General features: G+C 56.4%; 18 protein-coding genes. 11 read left to right on the top strand and 7 right to left on the bottom strand.

Features of this window, described 5'->3' with window-relative positions; translation table 11 throughout:
• Positions 1–78: 78 nt before the first annotated feature.
• From hpxZ to TU92_RS04290, 4 genes are read right to left on the bottom strand one after another with little or no spacing between them, the layout of a single operon-like run.
• Positions 79–462: an oxalurate catabolism protein HpxZ gene (gene hpxZ, locus TU92_RS04275; protein ID WP_112164719.1), complete on the bottom strand. Its 384-nt coding sequence runs from the start codon at positions 460–462 to the stop codon at positions 79–81.
• Between the two features lie 33 nt (positions 463–495).
• Positions 496–1,893, bottom strand: coding sequence for an AtzE family amidohydrolase (locus TU92_RS04280; RefSeq protein WP_112164720.1), 1,398 nt, complete (start codon positions 1,891–1,893; stop codon positions 496–498).
• Complete coding sequence (gene hpxX, locus TU92_RS04285; protein ID WP_112164721.1) at positions 1,890–2,084, bottom strand: oxalurate catabolism protein HpxX; 195 nt, start codon at positions 2,082–2,084, stop codon at positions 1,890–1,892. The genes TU92_RS04280 and hpxX overlap by 4 nt, the downstream gene beginning before the upstream one ends.
• Positions 2,085–2,099: 15 nt before the next feature.
• The gene (locus TU92_RS04290; protein WP_112164722.1) at positions 2,100–3,686 is read right to left on the bottom strand and encodes a gamma-glutamyltransferase family protein; all 1,587 of its coding nucleotides are present in this window, start codon (positions 3,684–3,686) and stop codon (positions 2,100–2,102) included.
• Between the two features lie 210 nt (positions 3,687–3,896).
• On the opposite strand from TU92_RS04290, the gene TU92_RS04295 reads away from it, so the two are divergent.
• The 9 genes from TU92_RS04295 to uraH all read left to right on the top strand — a co-directional run bounded on the left by TU92_RS04295 (position 3,897) and on the right by uraH (position 11,240).
• A complete protein-coding gene (locus tag TU92_RS04295; protein ID WP_112164723.1) occupies positions 3,897–4,736 on the top strand; it encodes a MurR/RpiR family transcriptional regulator in 840 nt (279 codons plus the stop codon).
• Positions 4,737–5,000: 264 nt separating this feature from the next.
• A complete protein-coding gene (locus tag TU92_RS04300) occupies positions 5,001–5,786 on the top strand; it encodes a transporter substrate-binding domain-containing protein (RefSeq protein WP_208640478.1) in 786 nt (261 codons plus the stop codon).
• A 24-nt stretch (positions 5,787–5,810) separates the two neighbouring features.
• On the top strand, positions 5,811–6,479 hold the full coding sequence (locus tag TU92_RS04305; RefSeq protein ID WP_112164725.1) for an amino acid ABC transporter permease: 669 nt from the start codon (positions 5,811–5,813) through the stop codon (positions 6,477–6,479).
• On the top strand, positions 6,476–7,129 hold the full coding sequence (locus tag TU92_RS04310) for an ABC transporter permease subunit (protein ID WP_167457517.1): 654 nt from the start codon (positions 6,476–6,478) through the stop codon (positions 7,127–7,129). Before TU92_RS04305 ends, TU92_RS04310 begins: the two co-directional genes overlap by 4 nt.
• Positions 7,129–7,878: an amino acid ABC transporter ATP-binding protein gene (locus tag TU92_RS04315; RefSeq protein ID WP_112164727.1), complete on the top strand. Its 750-nt coding sequence runs from the start codon at positions 7,129–7,131 to the stop codon at positions 7,876–7,878. The genes TU92_RS04310 and TU92_RS04315 overlap by 1 nt, the downstream gene beginning before the upstream one ends.
• A gap of 24 nt (positions 7,879–7,902) precedes the next feature.
• Complete coding sequence (locus TU92_RS04320) at positions 7,903–9,141, top strand: pyridoxal-phosphate-dependent aminotransferase family protein (RefSeq protein WP_112164728.1); 1,239 nt, start codon at positions 7,903–7,905, stop codon at positions 9,139–9,141.
• The gene (gene hpxK / locus TU92_RS04325) at positions 9,141–10,412 is read left to right on the top strand and encodes an allantoate amidohydrolase (protein ID WP_112164729.1); all 1,272 of its coding nucleotides are present in this window, start codon (positions 9,141–9,143) and stop codon (positions 10,410–10,412) included. Before TU92_RS04320 ends, hpxK begins: the two co-directional genes overlap by 1 nt.
• Entirely contained in the window at positions 10,412–10,912 is a 501-nt protein-coding gene (uraD, locus tag TU92_RS04330; RefSeq protein ID WP_112164730.1) for a 2-oxo-4-hydroxy-4-carboxy-5-ureidoimidazoline decarboxylase, read from the top strand. The genes hpxK and uraD overlap by 1 nt, the downstream gene beginning before the upstream one ends.
• Entirely contained in the window at positions 10,905–11,240 is a 336-nt protein-coding gene (gene uraH, locus TU92_RS04335) for a hydroxyisourate hydrolase (RefSeq protein ID WP_112164731.1), read from the top strand. Before uraD ends, uraH begins: the two co-directional genes overlap by 8 nt.
• 166 nt (positions 11,241–11,406) lie before the next feature.
• Here the strand turns inward: uraH and TU92_RS04340 are convergent, their stop codons facing one another.
• On the bottom strand, positions 11,407–12,549 hold the full coding sequence (locus tag TU92_RS04340) for an NADH-dependent flavin oxidoreductase (RefSeq protein WP_112164732.1): 1,143 nt from the start codon (positions 12,547–12,549) through the stop codon (positions 11,407–11,409).
• Between the two features lie 535 nt (positions 12,550–13,084).
• On the opposite strand from TU92_RS04340, the gene TU92_RS04345 reads away from it, so the two are divergent.
• Complete coding sequence (locus TU92_RS04345) at positions 13,085–13,744, top strand: TetR/AcrR family transcriptional regulator (RefSeq protein ID WP_244207805.1); 660 nt, start codon at positions 13,085–13,087, stop codon at positions 13,742–13,744.
• 70 nt (positions 13,745–13,814) lie between these two features.
• Here the strand turns inward: TU92_RS04345 and TU92_RS04350 are convergent, their stop codons facing one another.
• A complete protein-coding gene (locus tag TU92_RS04350; RefSeq protein WP_112164733.1) occupies positions 13,815–14,198 on the bottom strand; it encodes a nuclear transport factor 2 family protein in 384 nt (127 codons plus the stop codon).
• A gap of 364 nt (positions 14,199–14,562) precedes the next feature.
• On the bottom strand, positions 14,563–15,831 hold the full coding sequence (locus TU92_RS04355) for a glutamine amidotransferase-related protein (protein ID WP_112164734.1): 1,269 nt from the start codon (positions 15,829–15,831) through the stop codon (positions 14,563–14,565).
• 214 nt (positions 15,832–16,045) lie between these two features.
• On the opposite strand from TU92_RS04355, the gene TU92_RS04360 reads away from it, so the two are divergent.
• Positions 16,046–16,552 (top strand): DUF1993 domain-containing protein, encoded by a 507-nt coding sequence (locus TU92_RS04360; protein ID WP_112164735.1) that lies wholly within the window; start codon positions 16,046–16,048, stop codon positions 16,550–16,552.
• Positions 16,553–16,597 lie beyond the last annotated feature (45 nt).

A 16,597-nucleotide genomic window follows, 5' to 3' on the forward strand; every position in this document is an offset into this window, starting at 1 on the left:
CCCTCTCTTGGTCGGTTTCGGCGCGAAAAGCCAGGTGATCACCGTTATTGAAAAACCGAAATTTTCTCGATCAAACCATCAAACCATCAAACTGACATGGGCTGCCACAATCTTCCATCCACTCAACATTTTGACCCACGTCTGCTGCTGTCGCCCAATTTTGTCCGTACCTTCGCGGCGAAACTCGGTACTGGCGATCGCCATGTCATCGCCAAACGTGGTGATCGTCGTGTTGATCAAATCGCGATCCAGCCCCTGAGAAGGGCGCGCAGCGCGGAATTCGCGGATGGCTTCGATGCCGTAAAGATTTTCCCCTGCGCCGTAGCGCACAGTCCGCGGATCATGCCAGAACAGCTCGTCGAGCACGGCGGTGTCGTTGGTGATCAGCGCCTGCTCATAACGATAAAATGCCGCATTCATTTCGGCGAGGATCGCCGGGCGGTCAATATTGTCAGTTTTCATGATTAACTCTCTTCACCCTGGAAAACGGTAATGTCAGATCACCGAAGAACTGCTGACTTTCACGATACCTTGTTGCTCGAGCGCCCACGCGGCGCGCAGGCACAGGTCTTCCCGCCACGGCGGAGCAATCAGTTGTAACCCTATCGGCAAACCCGTTGCGGTGGTTACCGGCACGGTCACCACCGGCAGGCCAAGGAACGAAATCGGCTGCGTCAACATTCCCATACTGGCGCGCGTTGGCAGGTCCAGACCGTTGATGTGGATCGTTTCCTGACCGAGTAAAGTCGCCGGACACGGCGTGGCTGGCGCAATCAAGATGTCCCAATGGTCGAACAATGGCAACACCTGTTGCTGAAACTGATGACGGAAACGCTGCGCCTGCACGTACCACGCCGCCGGGATCATGGCGCCTGCCAGCAAACGCTCGCGGGAAAGTGGCTCAAACTGTTCAGGAATACTGCGCAGTTTGGGTAAATACTGATTGCCGCCTTCCGAGGCGCTGATGATGAACGCCGCAGAACGCGCCAGTTCAGCCTGCGACATCTCGATCTCTTCCTGAGCCTCCAGCGCCTGCGCTACCTTCAGCACGGCGGCTTTGGCGTGCTCATCGCACCACGTCGAAAAATATCCGCCGAGGACAGCAGTGCGTAAACCCTGCTGGCCGCGCTTAAGCTGGGAAAACGTCTCGGTATTCGGCTTGTCAGCCTGAAAATGATCCCGCGGATCGGTGCCCTGAATAGCGTCGTAGACCTGCGAAAGATCTTCGCTGCACCTCGCCAGGGGGCCGAGATGATCGAGGCTGGCGACAAACGGCTGGCTTCCGCTGCGGGAGATCCGCCCGAAAGTCGGTTTCAGGCCGAGAATACCGGAGAGCGAGGCGGGCACGCGGATCGAACCGTTGGTGTCGCTGCCAAGCGTGAAATGCACCAGACCGGCAGCGACCGCCGCCGCCGAACCGCCGGAAGATCCACCTGCGACGCGGGAAAGATCGCGCGGGTTACGCGTCGCGCCATAGTGACTGTTTTCGGTGGTGAAACCGTAGGCGTAGGCGTCCATATTCAACATGCCTGACAGCGTCGCGCCCTGTGCGGCCAGCCGTGAAATGGTCCAGGCATCGTGCCGCGCGGCGGCGTTGCTGCTGTTGAGGCTGGCACCGGCCAGCGTGACTTCGCCCGCGACGTCCAGCAGGTTTTTCACCGCATAAGGAATACCGGCCAGCGGCGGTAACGTTGTACCGCTGGCGCGGGCTTTGTCGACTTTCGCGGCTTCGCTCAGCATCCTGTCGCGGGTGATGTGGGTGTACGCGTTGATGACCGGATTCGCCTGTTCTATGGCGTCGAGCGTGGTGGTGGCGACTTCGCTGGCGGAGATGTGGCCCTGCGCAATCGCCTGATGCAGCTGGCTGATGGAGAAATTTTCTAACGATTTCATGCTCTGTACACCCCGGCTATTTCCAGGCGCGGGTCGAGCGGTAAATCCATCAGCGGCTGCGCCATCTGCGCGATGCGGCTAAATTGCACCAGTAATTCCTGACGACGTTCGTCGTCGAGTTCCAGCGCCAGTACGGATTCCATCTGGCGGACATACGCAGCCCATTGGAGCTCAGCAGGTGTGTTTTTCATGGTGTTTTCTCCTTATCAAAAACCGGCAGCGCTGCCGTTGCTGCGCGGGTCAGACGCGCCCTCAAACATGCCGTTGGTGTGGCGCACAATCGCGCCCGCATGGCCGACGGCTTCGCTGAAATCCGGTAACAGCTCGACGTCGTGACCGCGCTGGCGCAGCCCGGCGAGCGTCGGATATTCGAAGCGGCCTTCCAGTTTCAGTGAGTCGGAGCTTTCGCCCCAGGTGCGGCCGAGCAGCCAGCGCGGGCCGCTGATCGCCTGTTGTAAGGATTGCCCCTGCACCACGTGACGGATGAACACTGCCGCCTGCGTTTGCGGCTGGCCGTCACCGCCCATCGAGCCGTACACCATCGTGCGACCGTCGTATAAACGGGCGGCGGCCGGGTTGAGCGTATGGAACGGTTGTTTGCCCGGCGCCAGCGCCAGCAAATGATCCGGATCGAGACTGAAAGACGCGCCGCGGTTTTGCCACAGCACGCCGCTCTCCGGCAGCACCACCCCGCTGCCAAATTCATGATAAATGCTTTGGATGAACGAGACCGCCAGCCCGCTGCTGTCCATCACGCCCATCCAGACAGTATCGCCCGGCCCTTTGCCTTTGCCCCAGTCGGCGGCGCTGTGCGGTTTGATGCGGGTGGCAAGGGCATCGAGATACTGCGGATCGAGCAGGCTTTGGGCGTCCTGCGTCATCATGCGTGGATCGGTGATGAAACGATCGCGCAGCCCGAACGCCAGTTTGGTGGCTTCAACGATGCTGTGAATCGTGGCGCCTTCGTCCATGCTTTCGAGTGACAGACGGTCGGTCAGGCCGAGGATCGCCAGTGAGACCAGCCCCTGCGTCGGTGGCGTCAGATTGTAGATTTCGCCCTTACTGTGTTTGAGGCGCAAGGGCACGCGGCGCTGCGGTTTGTACGCCGCGAGATCGGCGCGGGTGACCGGCATACCGAGCTTTTCCATATCGGCGGCCATGCTGTCGGCCAGTTCACCCCGGTAGAAACTGCCCAGTCCGTCTTCGCACAGCATCGATAATGTCTGTGCCAGCTGCGGTTGTGTGAAGCGGTTTCCGGCGCGCGGCACTTCTCCGTTGGGTAGAAACACATCGGCGAAAGAGCGGATGTCTTTGAGTTCGTGCTGCTTGGAGCGGGTGGCGGCTTCCTGCGAGGCGGTGACCGGAATTCCGTCGGAGGCGTAACGGATCGCGTCACGCAACAAGCGCGACAGCGGTTTTTGCTCGCCGCCAAATTCAGCGGAAACGTTCAGCGCTTCCTGCCATCCGCCCACGGTGCCCGCGACGGTGAGCGCCGATTTCGGGCCACGGTGCGGAATGTGTGTGTCACCGGCATAAAAATCCAGAGAAGCGAGGGAGCCAGCCGCGCCGCTGGCGTCGATGGCGACCGGATTGCCCTGTGGCGGTACAATCAGCCAAAAGCCGTCGCCGCCGAGCCCGTTCATGTGCGGATACACCACGGCGATGGTTGCGGCTGCGGCCACCATGGCTTCGATGGCATTACCGCCTTCGCGTAATACCGCAAGCGCGCTCTGGCTCGCCAGATGATGAGGCGTGACCGCCATTCCTAACGGTGCGCTGTTACTGTTAATCATGCGATGTCCTTTGTTGCGTGTCTTTTCTTATGTGCTGATGTCAGTCCGCGCGTGCAGGGTAAGAGGGCGCGATGTCATTAAGTTAAGCAAGAGGTGTTCCACATCCGCAGGAAAGTGCCGCGTTGACGGATAAATTCGCTTGCATTGGCAAGCATAGTGCATGGTATGTTCCGCCCATTCGTTGAAACTTCCGTTACAAAAGGGTCGGACATGAAACAAATTGATGAGCGTCTGCGCGACCATTACCCGGCGCTGACGCCGCAGGAACAACGCGTAGCCGACTTTATCTTCGCCAGTATTGACGACCTGATGAGCTACAACAGCGCAGAGCTGGCGCGGCTTAGCGGAGTGTCAAAGGCCACGGTCAGCCGCCTGTTTAAGCGGCTCGGCTACCCGAGTTATCGCGACATGCGCGATGAAATGCGCACGCTGCGCCAGAGCGGAATGCCGCTGACCGACAGCCGCGATGCGGTGCAGGGAAACACCCTGTTGTCCCGGCACTACAAGCAGGAAATGGCCAACCTGACGCAGTGGATTAATCAGATCGACGGCGCGCAGTTCAGTGCGCTGACCGCCGCGCTGAGTCAGGCGCGGCAGGTGCGTCTGCTGGGCTTTCGCAACAGCTATCCGGTGGCGTTACATCTGCGCCAGCAGCTGATTCAGGTGCGACCAGGCGTGACGATGATGCCGCAGCCGGGGCAGACGCTGGCGGAAGAGCTGGTAGACCTGACCGCGCAGGATGTGGTGATTTTCGTCGCGTTCCGCCGCAGACCGCGCATGGCGAAGGCCATTCTGACCCAGTTGCAAACACTGGGCGTGCCGGTGCTGCTTGTCTGCGAACCGCAGGCGCAGACGCTGACTGCACTGGCGACCTGGCATCTGGCGACGCCACTCGACAGCGTGTCGGCGTTTGACAGCTATTCTTCGGCGATGAGTCTGGCAAATTTGCTCAGCAACGCGTTGCTGCACGAAATGCTGGCCTCAGGGCGTCAGCGAATTCATCAGATAAACGATATGTACAGCGATCTCGACGAACTCGAACAGCGCTGATTCCCGATCCCGGTTCAAACAGGGCGCTTTTTTGGTGCCTTCGCACAATGACGGTGCGCCGCCTTTTTTACTTTTCGCGTCTTTCTGCTCTGCCACAGGGCAAAAGGCGCCGCCCCAAACAGTTCCCATTCCCCGTAATTCCTTGTCATAGCGTGACTTCGTCCACATTTTTTCGATTGAATCGCTTTTGGCACATTCGTTGCAAAGTCATGTTTATAAGAATCTATCGTTCCAAAAACCTTTCACCGGAGATAATCTATGAACATGAACAAACGGCTGTTGGCGTGGGCAGGTGCTGCAATGCTGGTTCTTCAGGCATCGGGCGCGATGGCCGATCAGTTGCAGGATATTCAGAAGCGCGGCGTGCTGCGCGTGGCAGTGCCGCAGGATTTTCCGCCGTTTGGTTCGGTGGGCAAGGATCTGCAGCCGGAAGGGTATGACATCGACATGGCGCAGTATCTGGCCGACAAGATGAAACTTAAGTTGCAACTGGTGCCGGTCACCAGCGCCAACCGCGTACCTTATCTGCAAACCGATAAAGTGGATCTGGTGATCTCCAGCCTCGGGAAGAACGCCGAGCGTGAGAAAGTCATCGATTTCAGTAACGCTTACGCACCGTTTTTCCTCGGCGTGTTTGGCGCGAAGGGCGACAAGCTGGCGGAGCTGAGCGCGCTTTCCGGCAAAACCATCGGCGTAACCCGTGGTGCGGTGGAAGATCTGGCGCTGACTGATGTGGCACCGAAAGACGCCAAAATTCAGCGTTACGAAGACAACAACACCACGCTGTCGGCGTACCTGTCCGGTCAGGTGGAATACATCGCTACCGGCAACCTGGTGGTAGCGGCGATTGCCCGAATGAACCCGGCCAAAGCGCCTGAATCCAAAGTGATGCTGAAAGATTCGCCGTGTTTCGTTGGCCTGCGTAAAGACGAACCGGCGTTGAAAGAGAAAGTGAACGAACTGATTGCCGAAGGCGTTAAAGATAAGACGCTGAACACGTTGTCCGAAAAATGGATGAAGGCTCCGCTGCCGGCTTCCATCGGCGCGTAATCAGTGGTTTGACGAGGATCTTTCATGACCTATCAGCTTAACTTTAGCGCGCTGTGGCCGTATATGCCGGAGCTGTTGGCCGGTTTATGGACCACCATTGAGCTGACGGTGATGGCAACGATTGGCGGCGTCGCGATCGGGATTTGCGGCGCGGCCATTCGCTGCGGCAACCATAAAATCCTGCGGACGACCTGGGGCGTGTATGTCGAAGCCATCCGTAATACGCCGTTTGTCGTACAGCTGTTTTTCATCGTATTTGGTCTGCCGGCCATCGGTTTGAAAATGACCGCAGGCGAAGCGGCGCTGCTGGCGATGCTGATTAACCTCGGCGCGTACAGCACCGAAATCATCCGCGCCGGTATTCAGGTAACGCCGAAAGGCCAGTGGGAAGCGGGACGCGTGCTGGGGCTGAGCCGCAGTCAGACATTTCTGCGTATCGTTCTGCCGCCGTCGCTCAAGCGTATTTACCCGTCGCTGGTCAGCCAGTGCATTATCGTGATGCTCGGTTCTTCCGTCGTGTCGCAGGTGTCCTATGAAGAACTGACGTTCGCCGCCAACCTGATTCAGTCGCGCACGTTCCTCAGTTTTGAAGTGTATCTGGTCACCACGTTGTTCTATTTATTGTTGTCGGTTGCGATGCGTCAGTTATTGCTGCTGGCCGGACGCCGCTTCTTTGGGAGTGATAACGGATGATGACGTTTTCCGACTGGGACATTGTGCGCAATTTGCTGCTGGCGGCGCGCTGGACGATTCTGCTCTCCCTGACCGCATTCATTGGCGGCACGCTGGTTACTTTGCCGCTGTTGCTGATGCGCCTGACCAAACGCCGCTGGCCGTCGTTGTTTGTGCGGTTGTATTCCGAACTGTTTCAGGGCACGCCGTTGCTGATGCAGCTGTTTCTGGCGTTCTTCGGCCTCGGTTTGTTTGGTATCAACGTCAGCCCCTGGACCGCTGCGGCACTTGCGCTGACCTTGTATACCAGCGCCTATTTGGTGGATATCTGGAGCGGCAGCATCGCCGCACTGCCAAAAGGCCAGTGGGAAGCGTCACGCTGCCTCGGCCTGAATTTTGGCCAGACGCTGTGGCGCGTGGTCGCCCCGCAGGCGCTGCGCATCGCGATTGCGCCAACGGTGGGATTTTCTGTTCAGGTGGTGAAAGGCACTGCGCTGGCGTCGATTATCGGTTTTGTCGAGCTGACCAAAGCGGGCACGATGCTCAATAACGTGACGTTTGAGCCGTTCAAAGTGTTCGGATTAGTGGCGCTGGGCTACTTCCTGATGTGTTATCCGCTGTCGCGTTACAGTCAGCATTTAGAAAAATCGTTGCGTGGAGATAAACAGTAATGCCGCTGATCACAATCAATCAGGTTCAAAAGTTTTACGGCCAGAATCACGTCCTGAAAGGGGTGGATCTGGATATCGACAGCGGTGAAGTGATCTCCATCATTGGCCGCAGCGGTTCCGGGAAAAGTACGTTACTGCGCTGCATGAACGGGCTGGAAGGGTATCAGGACGGCAGCATTAAACTCGGCGGGATGACCATCACCGATCGCGACTCGCAGGCGCGCGACATCAGCCGCTCGGTCGGCATGGTGTTCCAGAGCTTTAATCTTTTCCCGCACATGACCGCGCTGGAAAATGTCATGCTGGCACCGCGCCGCGTGCTGAAAAAATCCGCCGCCGAATGCCGTGAACTGGCCGCGCAGATGCTGGCGAAAGTCGGACTGGCGGATCGCATGGATTATTACCCGTCCAACCTTTCCGGCGGCCAGCAGCAACGCGTGGCGATCGCCCGTGCGCTGGCGATGAACCCGAAAGTGCTGCTGTGTGATGAAATCACCTCGGCGCTCGACCCGGAGCTGGTCGGCGAAGTCTTGAAAGTGCTCGAGCAACTGGCGAAAGAGGGCATGACGCTGGTACTGGTGACGCACGAAATGAATTTTGCCCGCGAAGTGGGCGACCGCGTGGTGTTTATGCATCAGGGCACCGTGTGGGAACAGGGCGAAAGCCGGGCGCTGTTTGCCAATCCGCAAACCCCGGAGTTAAAACAATTTATCGCATCGGTACGCGGGCTGAACGAAGCTGCGGTCTGACGAACCTCATAGTAAGGATCAATCATGCTGGACATCAAAACACTCGGACAAATCAACCCGCCCACCCGTCTGCTGATGGGGCCGGGGCCGATCAACGCTGATCCGCGCGTGCTGCGTGCGATGGCGAGCCAGCTGGTCGGGCAATATGACCCGGTCATGACCGGCTACATGAATGAAGTGATGGCGCTGTACCGCGCGCTGTACAAAACCGAAAACCAGTGGACGTTCCTGATAGACGGCACCTCGCGCGCCGGTATCGAAGCCGTGCTGCTTTCCGGCATTCGTCCGGGCGATAAAGTGCTGGTGCCCGTGTTTGGGCGCTTTGGTCATCTGTTGTGTGAAATCGCCCGTCGCTGCCGTGCAGAGGTTCACACTATCGAAGCGCCATGGGGCGAAGTGTTCGACCCGCAGCAAATCGAAGACGCTATCAAATCCGTCAAACCGCGCTGGCTGCTGACCGTGCAAGGCGACACCTCCACCACGATGTTGCAGCCGCTGGAACAGCTGGGCGACATCTGCCGCCGTCACGGCGTGCTGTTCTATTCAGACGCCACGGCCTCGTTTGGCGGCAACCCGATGGAAACCGATGCGTGGGGATTAGACGCCGTGTCGGCCGGTTTGCAAAAATGCCTCGGCGGGCCGTCAGGCAGCTCGCCGGTCACCATCAGCCCGCGCTTTGAAGAACAGATCCGCCGCCGTAAATGTGTCGAAGAAGGGATCCGCACCGCCGATCACGCCGACGGCGACGAGGAGATGATCTATTCCAATTATTTTGATCTGGGCATGATCATGGATTACTGGGGGCCGGAGCGCCTGAACCACCACACCGAAGCCACCAGCATGCTGTTCGCCTCACGCGAATGTGCGCGCATCATCCTTGAAGAAGGTCTGGATAACAGCATTGCGCGCCACAAACTGCACGGCGGCGCGCTGCTGGCGGGCATTCAGGGAATGGGGCTGGAGGTATTCGGCGATCTGAATCATCGTATGAATAACGTGCTCGGCGTGGTCATTCCGCAGGGTATTCACGGCGAACAGGTGCGTCAGATGATGCTCAACGATTTCAGCATTGAGATTGGCACCTCATTTGGTCCGCTGGCCGGAAAAATCTGGCGTATCGGCACCATGGGCTACAACGCCCGCAAAGACTGCGTATTACAAACGCTGGTGGCGCTGGAGGCCGTGCTGCACCGTCTGGGGTTTGCGTCGAAATACGGCGCCGGTTCGCAGGCTGCGTGGGAACATTACGCAGGAGGTCAGTAATGGCAGAAGCCTTAACGCTGGCTGCGGTGTCCGAAAGTGCCGCACGGGCGGCCGAACGGGTGATGGCGCGCTGCGACGCGCTGGCCGCCATCAGCGAAACGCCGGGGATGCTGACCCGTGTTTATCTGTCGTCGGAACATTTAGAGGCCAACCGCCTTGTGGGCGAATGGATGGCCGCCGCCGGGATGCGCGTCTGGCAGGACAGCGTCGGCAACATCTGCGGGCGCTACGAAGGGCTGGATCCTTCCGCGCCTGCGCTGCTGCTCGGTTCGCATCTCGACAGCGTGCGTAACGCGGGGCGCTATGACGGCCCGCTCGGCGTGCTGACGGCGCTGGAAGTGGTGTCGCATTTACATCAAAACGCTATTCGTTTGCCGATGGCGGTGGAAGTCGTCGGGTTCTGCGATGAAGAGGGCACACGGTTTGGCATCACGCTGCTCGGCAGCCGTGGATTGACCGGCACCTGGCCCGCCGACTGGCTGGAACGCCGGGACGCGCAGGGGATTTCCGTTGCCGAGGCGATGATTAAGGTCGGGCTGGAACCGCTGCACATTGGCGCATCCCGGCGCGCTGTCGGCGATTTCTGCGCGTATCTGGAATTGCATATCGAACAAGGTCCGTGCCTGCAAACGGCAGATGTGCCGCTCGGTGTGGTCACCGCAATCAACGGCGCACGCCGTCTGAACTGCCAGTTCACCGGTCACGCCGGTCACGCAGGCACCGTGCCGATGGGGCAGCGTCAGGACGCCCTGACCGCCGCCGCCGAATGGACGCTGGCAATCGAAAGTATTACCACCGCCACTGGCCGCAATCTGGTCGCGACCGTCGGCACGCTGGAATGCTTGCCGGGCGCGGTGAACGTCATTGCGGGACAGGTGAAATTGTCTCTCGACGCCCGCGGGCCGCGCGATGAAGATTTATGTGCGTTGCTTAAAGTTTTGCTGGCGAAAGGCCATGAAATTGCCGCACGTCGCGGGCTGACATTCGAAGCCGAACAGTTTTACGGCATCAGCGCGACGGAGTGCGACGAAGGGTTGCAGCACCGTCTGAATCAAAGCATTTTGCCGTTGCAGGGGCAGGCGATGTCCTTGCCGAGCGGGGCGGGGCACGATGCCATTGCTATCGCAGAATGCTGGCCGGTCGGAATGCTGTTCGTGCGTTGTAAAGACGGCATCAGCCATCATCCGGATGAATCGGTCACGACCGGTGACGTGGCGTTTGCGGTGCAGGCGTACATCAACACGGTGCTGAGTTTCGGGGAGGGGCATTGATGACCCTCGAAGAGTTTAATGCGCTGTCCGAATTCGAGGCCGTCGCACTGCTGCGCCCGCTGGTGAATATTCCCGCCTGGGCGAAACAGGTCAGCGACGCGCGGCCCTATTCTTCAACCGATCGCCTGTTGCAGTGCGCTGGCGCGGCCTGTCAGCACTGGCGGGCGGCAGACATCACCCAGGCGCTGTCCGCGCATCCGCGCATCGGTGAACGGGCAGACGGCAGCAGCAAAGAAGCACAGCTGTCGCGCGGCGAACAGGCGACGCTGAACATCAGCCATCAGGACATTATTGATGCGTTGCACGAGGGCAATCTGCGCTATGAGCAGCGCTTTGGCAGGGTGTTTTTGATCCGCGCCAAAGGCCGCAGTTCAGAAGAGATCCTTGGGAACCTGCAACGGCGTTTACAGAATTCGCCGGAAACCGAAAGTCAGGAAACTGCGCAGCAACTCAAAGAAATTACCCTGCTGCGCTTAAAGGAGATTTTCAGTCATGACTAAAATTACAACGCATATTCTCGACACATCACTCGGCCAGCCCGCCGCCAGCGTGCGTGTCTGGCTGGAAAAAATCGACGGTCAGAACGTCACCTTAATCAGCGAAACGCAGACTGATGCCGATGGCCGTGCGGCAAAATTAACGCCGGACGCTGTGGATTCAGGCCATTACCGCTTGTGTGCAGATATCGGCGCGTACTTTGCCGGGACGGGGCGTGAAACGCTGTACTGCTCGGCGATCATCGATGTAAAAATTGACGGCGGGCAGGATCACTACCACCTGCCACTGCTGATAAGCCCCTACGCGTATTCGACGTATCGCGGGAGCTGAGTCAGCGAAAATGAAAGTTTTAAAACCGTAAGGAGCACTGCGCTGCTCATTACGGTTTTATTTTGAATATAATTCATAATGTCTTTCTTTTATTCACCTGACACTGAAGTCAGGTGAATAAATAACGGATAAGATTTTTTATTACTTTTGAATAGCAATATATTCTTTAAATATCCGGCGACTGCCAGTTGTGGTCATCTTTGACCGGAGGCAGGTAAGACAGACGCTGCATATTCTGATTCCACAAATTATCCGGAATGCGGTAACGGTCTTCTTTATGCGGATCGATGGCCGTCACAATTTTGTCTTCCTGACCTGAGGCGATAAGCCGGATGAGATCCGGGTTCATCATCACGGTTTTACCGGTAGCGATGAACTCCGCCCAGCCTGTCTGATAAGCTTGCAGGATCTGGTCGGCGGTAAACAGATTGCCGATGCCAATCAGCGGAAGTTTGCCGTTAATACGCTCGTGCAGCAACTGCATACGGGTCATCGTTGTATCCGCTCCGCGGCGCGCTTTTTTGTAGAAATCCCACAGAGAAACATGCAGATACTGTAATGGTTTTTCAACCAGCGCGTCTATCAGGGCAAAGGTATCCTTCATTGTCAGGCCCTGCTCTCCCGGCTCTTCCGGAGAGAAACGATAGCCCACAATAAACTCGTCGGTGGCGTACTGCTGCCTGACTGCCGTAACGGCATCAACGATGGCCAGCGGGAAGCGCAGGCGATTCTCAATACTGCCGCCCCACTGGTCTGTGCGACGGTTACTCTCACCCGATACAAACTGCTGGATAAGATAATTATTCGCACCGTGAATTTCGACGCCGTCAAACCCGGCCTGAATGGCTAAATGCGCGGCATTGGCGAAGGCGGAAATCAGGTTGCGGATCTCTTCATCGGTCAGGGCGCGGGCACCTGATTTCTCATCCGCAGACGGCGCGACCATCTCGCGACCCTTCAGTAATTCAGGGAGGGAGAGATGACCACCGTGATGAATCTGCAGAACCGCCGTAGCACCCTGTTGCTTAGCAATGCGGACAACTTCACGCAGGCTCGGTAAATCTTTCTCACCGATGGCTTCAGGCTGGCCGACAAAGGCTTTGCCCTCCGGAGATACCAGCGTTGCGGCGGCGATAAAAAGGCCAAAACCGTCGAAGCGGTCGGTCAAAAAGTGGCGTTCTTCGTCGCTGATGCTGCCGTCTTCATGGGAGGCAAAATGCGTCATTGGCGCAACGGTAAAACGGTTTTTGATAGTAACCCCGTTATTTAACGTATAGGGTTGAAATAAAGGGGCATATTTCGGATTCATTATATTCTCTCAACAATTAATTCATGTTTTTGCTGATGTCATCCATTCGAATGATGGCATCGGCGATAACTTTTTATAAAACAAGAAACATATTCCGATAATGCTGCGGTCATGGGGACACGGTTACCAAAATAAGTTTCGCTAATACGATAGTCTTTTTCCGGCTGGCAGGCTTTTTACTGAATCATTTCTTCAGCGTGATCGAGCGTGTCGGCGGTTGCTGTCGTGACAGAGAGACAACTCTATATTTTATAGTGATCACTAAGTATTTGTATATTTATAACGATCACTAAATAAAAAGGCAAGCTGATTTTTCAATTCACAAAGAAAAAAAGGTTTATGGAGGGGGTGGGCGGAGGGAACGGCCCGATACGTTGCTCAATTCAGGTATAATTGTGTATCAATTGCTACATAATAGAACTATTATGTAGTGTTCAATACACTTTGTGTGTTTTTACACGGGAGTGCCGTGAGCTAAAAGTTACGGGGGAGAGCTGCATCCTTCCCCGGTACCGCACGCCCGAAATCTTGTATAATGAACCATCAGTTTTTCTTTATTTATCAGGCTGGACACATGTCAGATTCAACGCACAGCACGACCTCACGACGAGGAAGACCCCGTAATTTTGACAGGGATAAAGCCCTGATTAGTGCATTGGGCTTGTTCTGGCGATGCGGATACGAACCCGCTTCGGTCGGTGAACTTTGTCGGGTAATGGAAATCAATCCGCCGAGCCTCTATGCAGCATTCGGCAGCAAGGCTGAGCTGTTTCTCGAGGCGGTAAACTTTTACGAAAGAACCTACTGGGATGCTCCGTGGGAAAAGATGCTTCAGGAAGCGAATGTACATGATGCCATTCGCAACTTTTTTGAGGAATCGGCCATCATCCTGACGTCGCAAGATGTTCCCTGCGGCTGCCTTGTGGTCCTCGCCGCTATCAACGTTTCACCGGATTCGAAAGATGTCTACGATGCTGTTAAAGCGCTCAGAGAAGAAGGGCGGGTATATTTCAGGCAGCGTCTGCAGGCAGGAAAAGAGGCTGGTCAGCTGCCCCCTGATACCGATATCGAGAGTATTGCCCTGACGCTGAATACGCTTCTGGAGGGGATGTCCATTCCCGCACAGGACGGGATCTCGCAGGCAGACCTAAAGCGCGTCGCCAACCAGGCGGTTCTCCTGCTGCCACGTCCGTAAAATCCTCTGAAAAAAAAACCGTCCCTAAGGGACGGAAGAAAGAGGGTTTTACAGCGTCAGCGTAGAAATATTATGGCGCTACATGGGTGTGGTAGATTTTGCTGACTACCGTCCATTTCCCTTCGACCTTTAACAGGTTAAAAAAGTCCGTGAAGCAAAAGCCAGAGATATCGTTGGTATCGATGCGTGCGCTGGCCGCGGTGCCAACAATATCAATATTCACAATGACGCCCTGCGCTTCAGGCGACGGACGGAAGGCGGTATCAATGGTATCAAACAGACCCTGGATCGCACCGCCGGTCAGTTTATTGTCACCGTCAACGCCAAAGATTGTGGCTTCTTTGCTGAAAGCAGGTTTCATGATGCTGCTGTCGGCCTTTTTACCGCCTTCATTGTACTGATTCAGTACTTTCACGATTTCATTGTATTCATGGACATAGATTGGTTTGGTCATGCTCAAATCCTCACATCAAACAGATGTATTACAGGTGATTTCACGGTTAAAAGTCTCTGCTTACAGAGGGTCGCTAACATTATATATGTAGTGACCACTAAGTAATTTGTATTTTATAGTGATCATTACACAATAAGTCAACATGAAAGTGTTTTTACGCTGTGTGATCCTAATTCCGGCAGTTGCCCAGTCCTGAGGGTCATGCTGACTGTAGGTAAAATGCGGGATCAGGCTGATGGCGATGAGGGAATGGTCAGACAGTAAGCCCTCCTGAAGGTGAGGGCGTCATGTGGTCGCGGTGGTTTTGAGGGGGATATTGCTCATTTAAAGACGCGTGGGGGCATAATTGAAACGATACTTTCCTTCACCCCATTGAGAAGTGCGGATGCCTGAGGCGTACGCTTTTGGTCAGCGCCGCGTGGCTGACGTCGCATTCGCGGTTACTCTGGCGGACCTGTTGCAGGAACGCCATCAGCAGCGGATTCGGGCGCTCGCGACGTGACATCAGCTCAGGCTGGCCCTGAACGCCGATGAAATACGGATGATTCATCAGTTCCACCGCCTGCGCCTGTTCCCCGCTTTCATCCATTCCAGACACCGTAAGACCGGCGTTTTCCAGTGCGCTGAGAATTTGCGGATTCAGATAACGGCGCTGGTTATAGCGCAGCGTAAATTCCTCGCCCATTTTGTGTGCCAGCAGGCTGCCCGCACAGGTTTTAACCGGGTGATTGCCCAGACGGGGTTGTGAGTGCTCACTCAGCGGCAGCGCGGTTTGCAGGCTGCCTAGCGTAGACGGACCCTGCATCACCACACACTCCTGCCCAAGCACCCGCTGCCCCAGTGCCGTCACCATCTGATGCATCCCCTGATTAATGCCCAGCAGCGGCGTCGGGTTTTCCAGCGCCCACGTGGCAGTCGCCAGCGCTGCGGCCTGATGGTCACCCTGGGTCAGCGTGGTGCCTGGCAAAATAATACCGTCGACGTCAAACAGGGTGGAGTCGAGCTGACTGCCGAGCAGTGCAGGCGTCACCCAGACCACGTCGATGTTCATTGCCAGTGCATCGGCGGCGTCTCCCAGTGCAGCGAGCATCGCCGGATAGCTGTCGCGCTGTTCAGCAAAATCCCCGACTAAGGCGATGCGAAGGGTTTTCCCGGCGCGCATGACCGGTTGTGACACCGAACCTAACGCCCAGCGCCCGAAGGCATCGCGCCCCCAGCCGTTACTGCGAACTTTACCGGTGGTGCTGTCTTCCAGCTGGAATTTATCCTGATGGCGCACCACGGTTAATGATTCTGTTTCGATGCCATGCGCGGTGATTTGGGCGCTCAGTTCTGCGGAGAGAGGCTCACGCAGCGGCACCACGATATCCTCTTTAAGTGCCCGATAAATCAGCGATTCCAGGCTGGATTCAGCACCCGCACCGCGCCCGGTCAGGCGCTCAAGCCATACCAGTCCGCTGGTCAGAGAATGCCCCTGTGCCGTGACGTGCTGACGGGCATTCGGGAAACGTCGCGCATCATGACTGACGGGAAAGTGACACAGCGGCAACGCGCGCAATTCAGCAAGTATCGCTGCCATCGCGCCGTACAACGCAGGTTCGGGCGTGGAGTGTGCAATAAAGGTGATGGTCATCAGGTTTCCTCTGTCAGATGTTTTTGCGGGGATATTGAATGCAAGAACTGATCCACACAGCGGTCTGCTTACAAGTGTTGACAAAAAGAGCGCGGCGACTCGCAAAAATGATCTCCGGTAACACTTCACTACTACGAAACGCCACGCTGTTCAGACCATAACGCGCTAATCTATCGCCGGTTGTTCTGAACCCTACACTCATTAAGGAAGCATCATGTCAGCATCACTTTATGCCAGCACGGCGGCACAGTTTGTTCGTGGTTTACAGAATCTCTCTGCATTGCTGGAGAAAGGCGCGGCCTGGGCGCAGGAAAACGGGAAATCTGAAGAGGAGATCCTGAACACCCGTCTGGCAGAAGATATGTATCCGCTGGCGCGTCAGGTGCAGATCACCAGCGATATGTCGAAAGGTGCAATCGCCCGCCTGGCCGGTATCGCCGCACCGGCGATGGAAGATACCGAAACCACGTTCGCGCAGTTACAGGAACGTATTGCGAAAACCCTGCACTTTATCGAAAGCGTTAAACCGCAACAGCTGGAAGGCGATGAATCCCGTCCGATCGTCGTGAAGGGAAAAAACTTCGAACTTAACTTCACCGCACACAGCTACGTCACCACCTTCGCTGTCCCGAACTTCTATTTCCACGTCACCACGGCGTACAATATTTTACGTCACGTTGGCGTGAAGATTGGGAAGTCTGATTTTATTGGCGCGATCTAAACGTCATTTTCTCCGGTCATCTCCGGTTATTACCTGAATAGCTAA

This window comes from Rahnella inusitata, from assembly GCF_003263515.1.
Taxonomy (GTDB): Bacteria; Pseudomonadota; Gammaproteobacteria; order Enterobacterales; family Enterobacteriaceae; genus Rahnella; species Rahnella inusitata.

Bases quoted from the DNA above. Each gene is read 5' to 3' on its own strand.
- uraH (WP_112164731.1), top strand. From the start codon at position 10,905: ATGACTAAAATTACAACGCATATTCTCGACACATCACTCGGCCAGCCC.
- TU92_RS04315 (WP_112164727.1), top strand. From the start codon at position 7,129: ATGCCGCTGATCACAATCAATCAGGTTCAAAAGTTTTACGGCCAGAAT.
- hpxK (WP_112164729.1), top strand. From the start codon at position 9,141: ATGGCAGAAGCCTTAACGCTGGCTGCGGTGTCCGAAAGTGCCGCACGG.
- TU92_RS04290 (WP_112164722.1), bottom strand. From the start codon at position 3,686: ATGATTAACAGTAACAGCGCACCGTTAGGAATGGCGGTCACGCCTCAT.
- TU92_RS04340 (WP_112164732.1), bottom strand. From the start codon at position 12,549: ATGAATCCGAAATATGCCCCTTTATTTCAACCCTATACGTTAAATAAC.
- TU92_RS04355 (WP_112164734.1), bottom strand. From the start codon at position 15,831: ATGACCATCACCTTTATTGCACACTCCACGCCCGAACCTGCGTTGTAC.
- TU92_RS04300 (WP_208640478.1), top strand. From the start codon at position 5,001: ATGAACAAACGGCTGTTGGCGTGGGCAGGTGCTGCAATGCTGGTTCTT.
- uraD (WP_112164730.1), top strand. From the start codon at position 10,412: ATGACCCTCGAAGAGTTTAATGCGCTGTCCGAATTCGAGGCCGTCGCA.
- TU92_RS04310 (WP_167457517.1), top strand. From the start codon at position 6,476: ATGATGACGTTTTCCGACTGGGACATTGTGCGCAATTTGCTGCTGGCG.
- TU92_RS04360 (WP_112164735.1), top strand. From the start codon at position 16,046: ATGTCAGCATCACTTTATGCCAGCACGGCGGCACAGTTTGTTCGTGGT.
- TU92_RS04280 (WP_112164720.1), bottom strand. From the start codon at position 1,893: ATGAAATCGTTAGAAAATTTCTCCATCAGCCAGCTGCATCAGGCGATT.
- hpxX (WP_112164721.1), bottom strand. From the start codon at position 2,084: ATGAAAAACACACCTGCTGAGCTCCAATGGGCTGCGTATGTCCGCCAG.
- hpxZ (WP_112164719.1), bottom strand. From the start codon at position 462: ATGAAAACTGACAATATTGACCGCCCGGCGATCCTCGCCGAAATGAAT.
- TU92_RS04295 (WP_112164723.1), top strand. From the start codon at position 3,897: ATGAAACAAATTGATGAGCGTCTGCGCGACCATTACCCGGCGCTGACG.
- TU92_RS04320 (WP_112164728.1), top strand. From the start codon at position 7,903: ATGCTGGACATCAAAACACTCGGACAAATCAACCCGCCCACCCGTCTG.
- TU92_RS04345 (WP_244207805.1), top strand. From the start codon at position 13,085: ATGAACCATCAGTTTTTCTTTATTTATCAGGCTGGACACATGTCAGAT.
- TU92_RS04350 (WP_112164733.1), bottom strand. From the start codon at position 14,198: ATGACCAAACCAATCTATGTCCATGAATACAATGAAATCGTGAAAGTA.
- TU92_RS04305 (WP_112164725.1), top strand. From the start codon at position 5,811: ATGACCTATCAGCTTAACTTTAGCGCGCTGTGGCCGTATATGCCGGAG.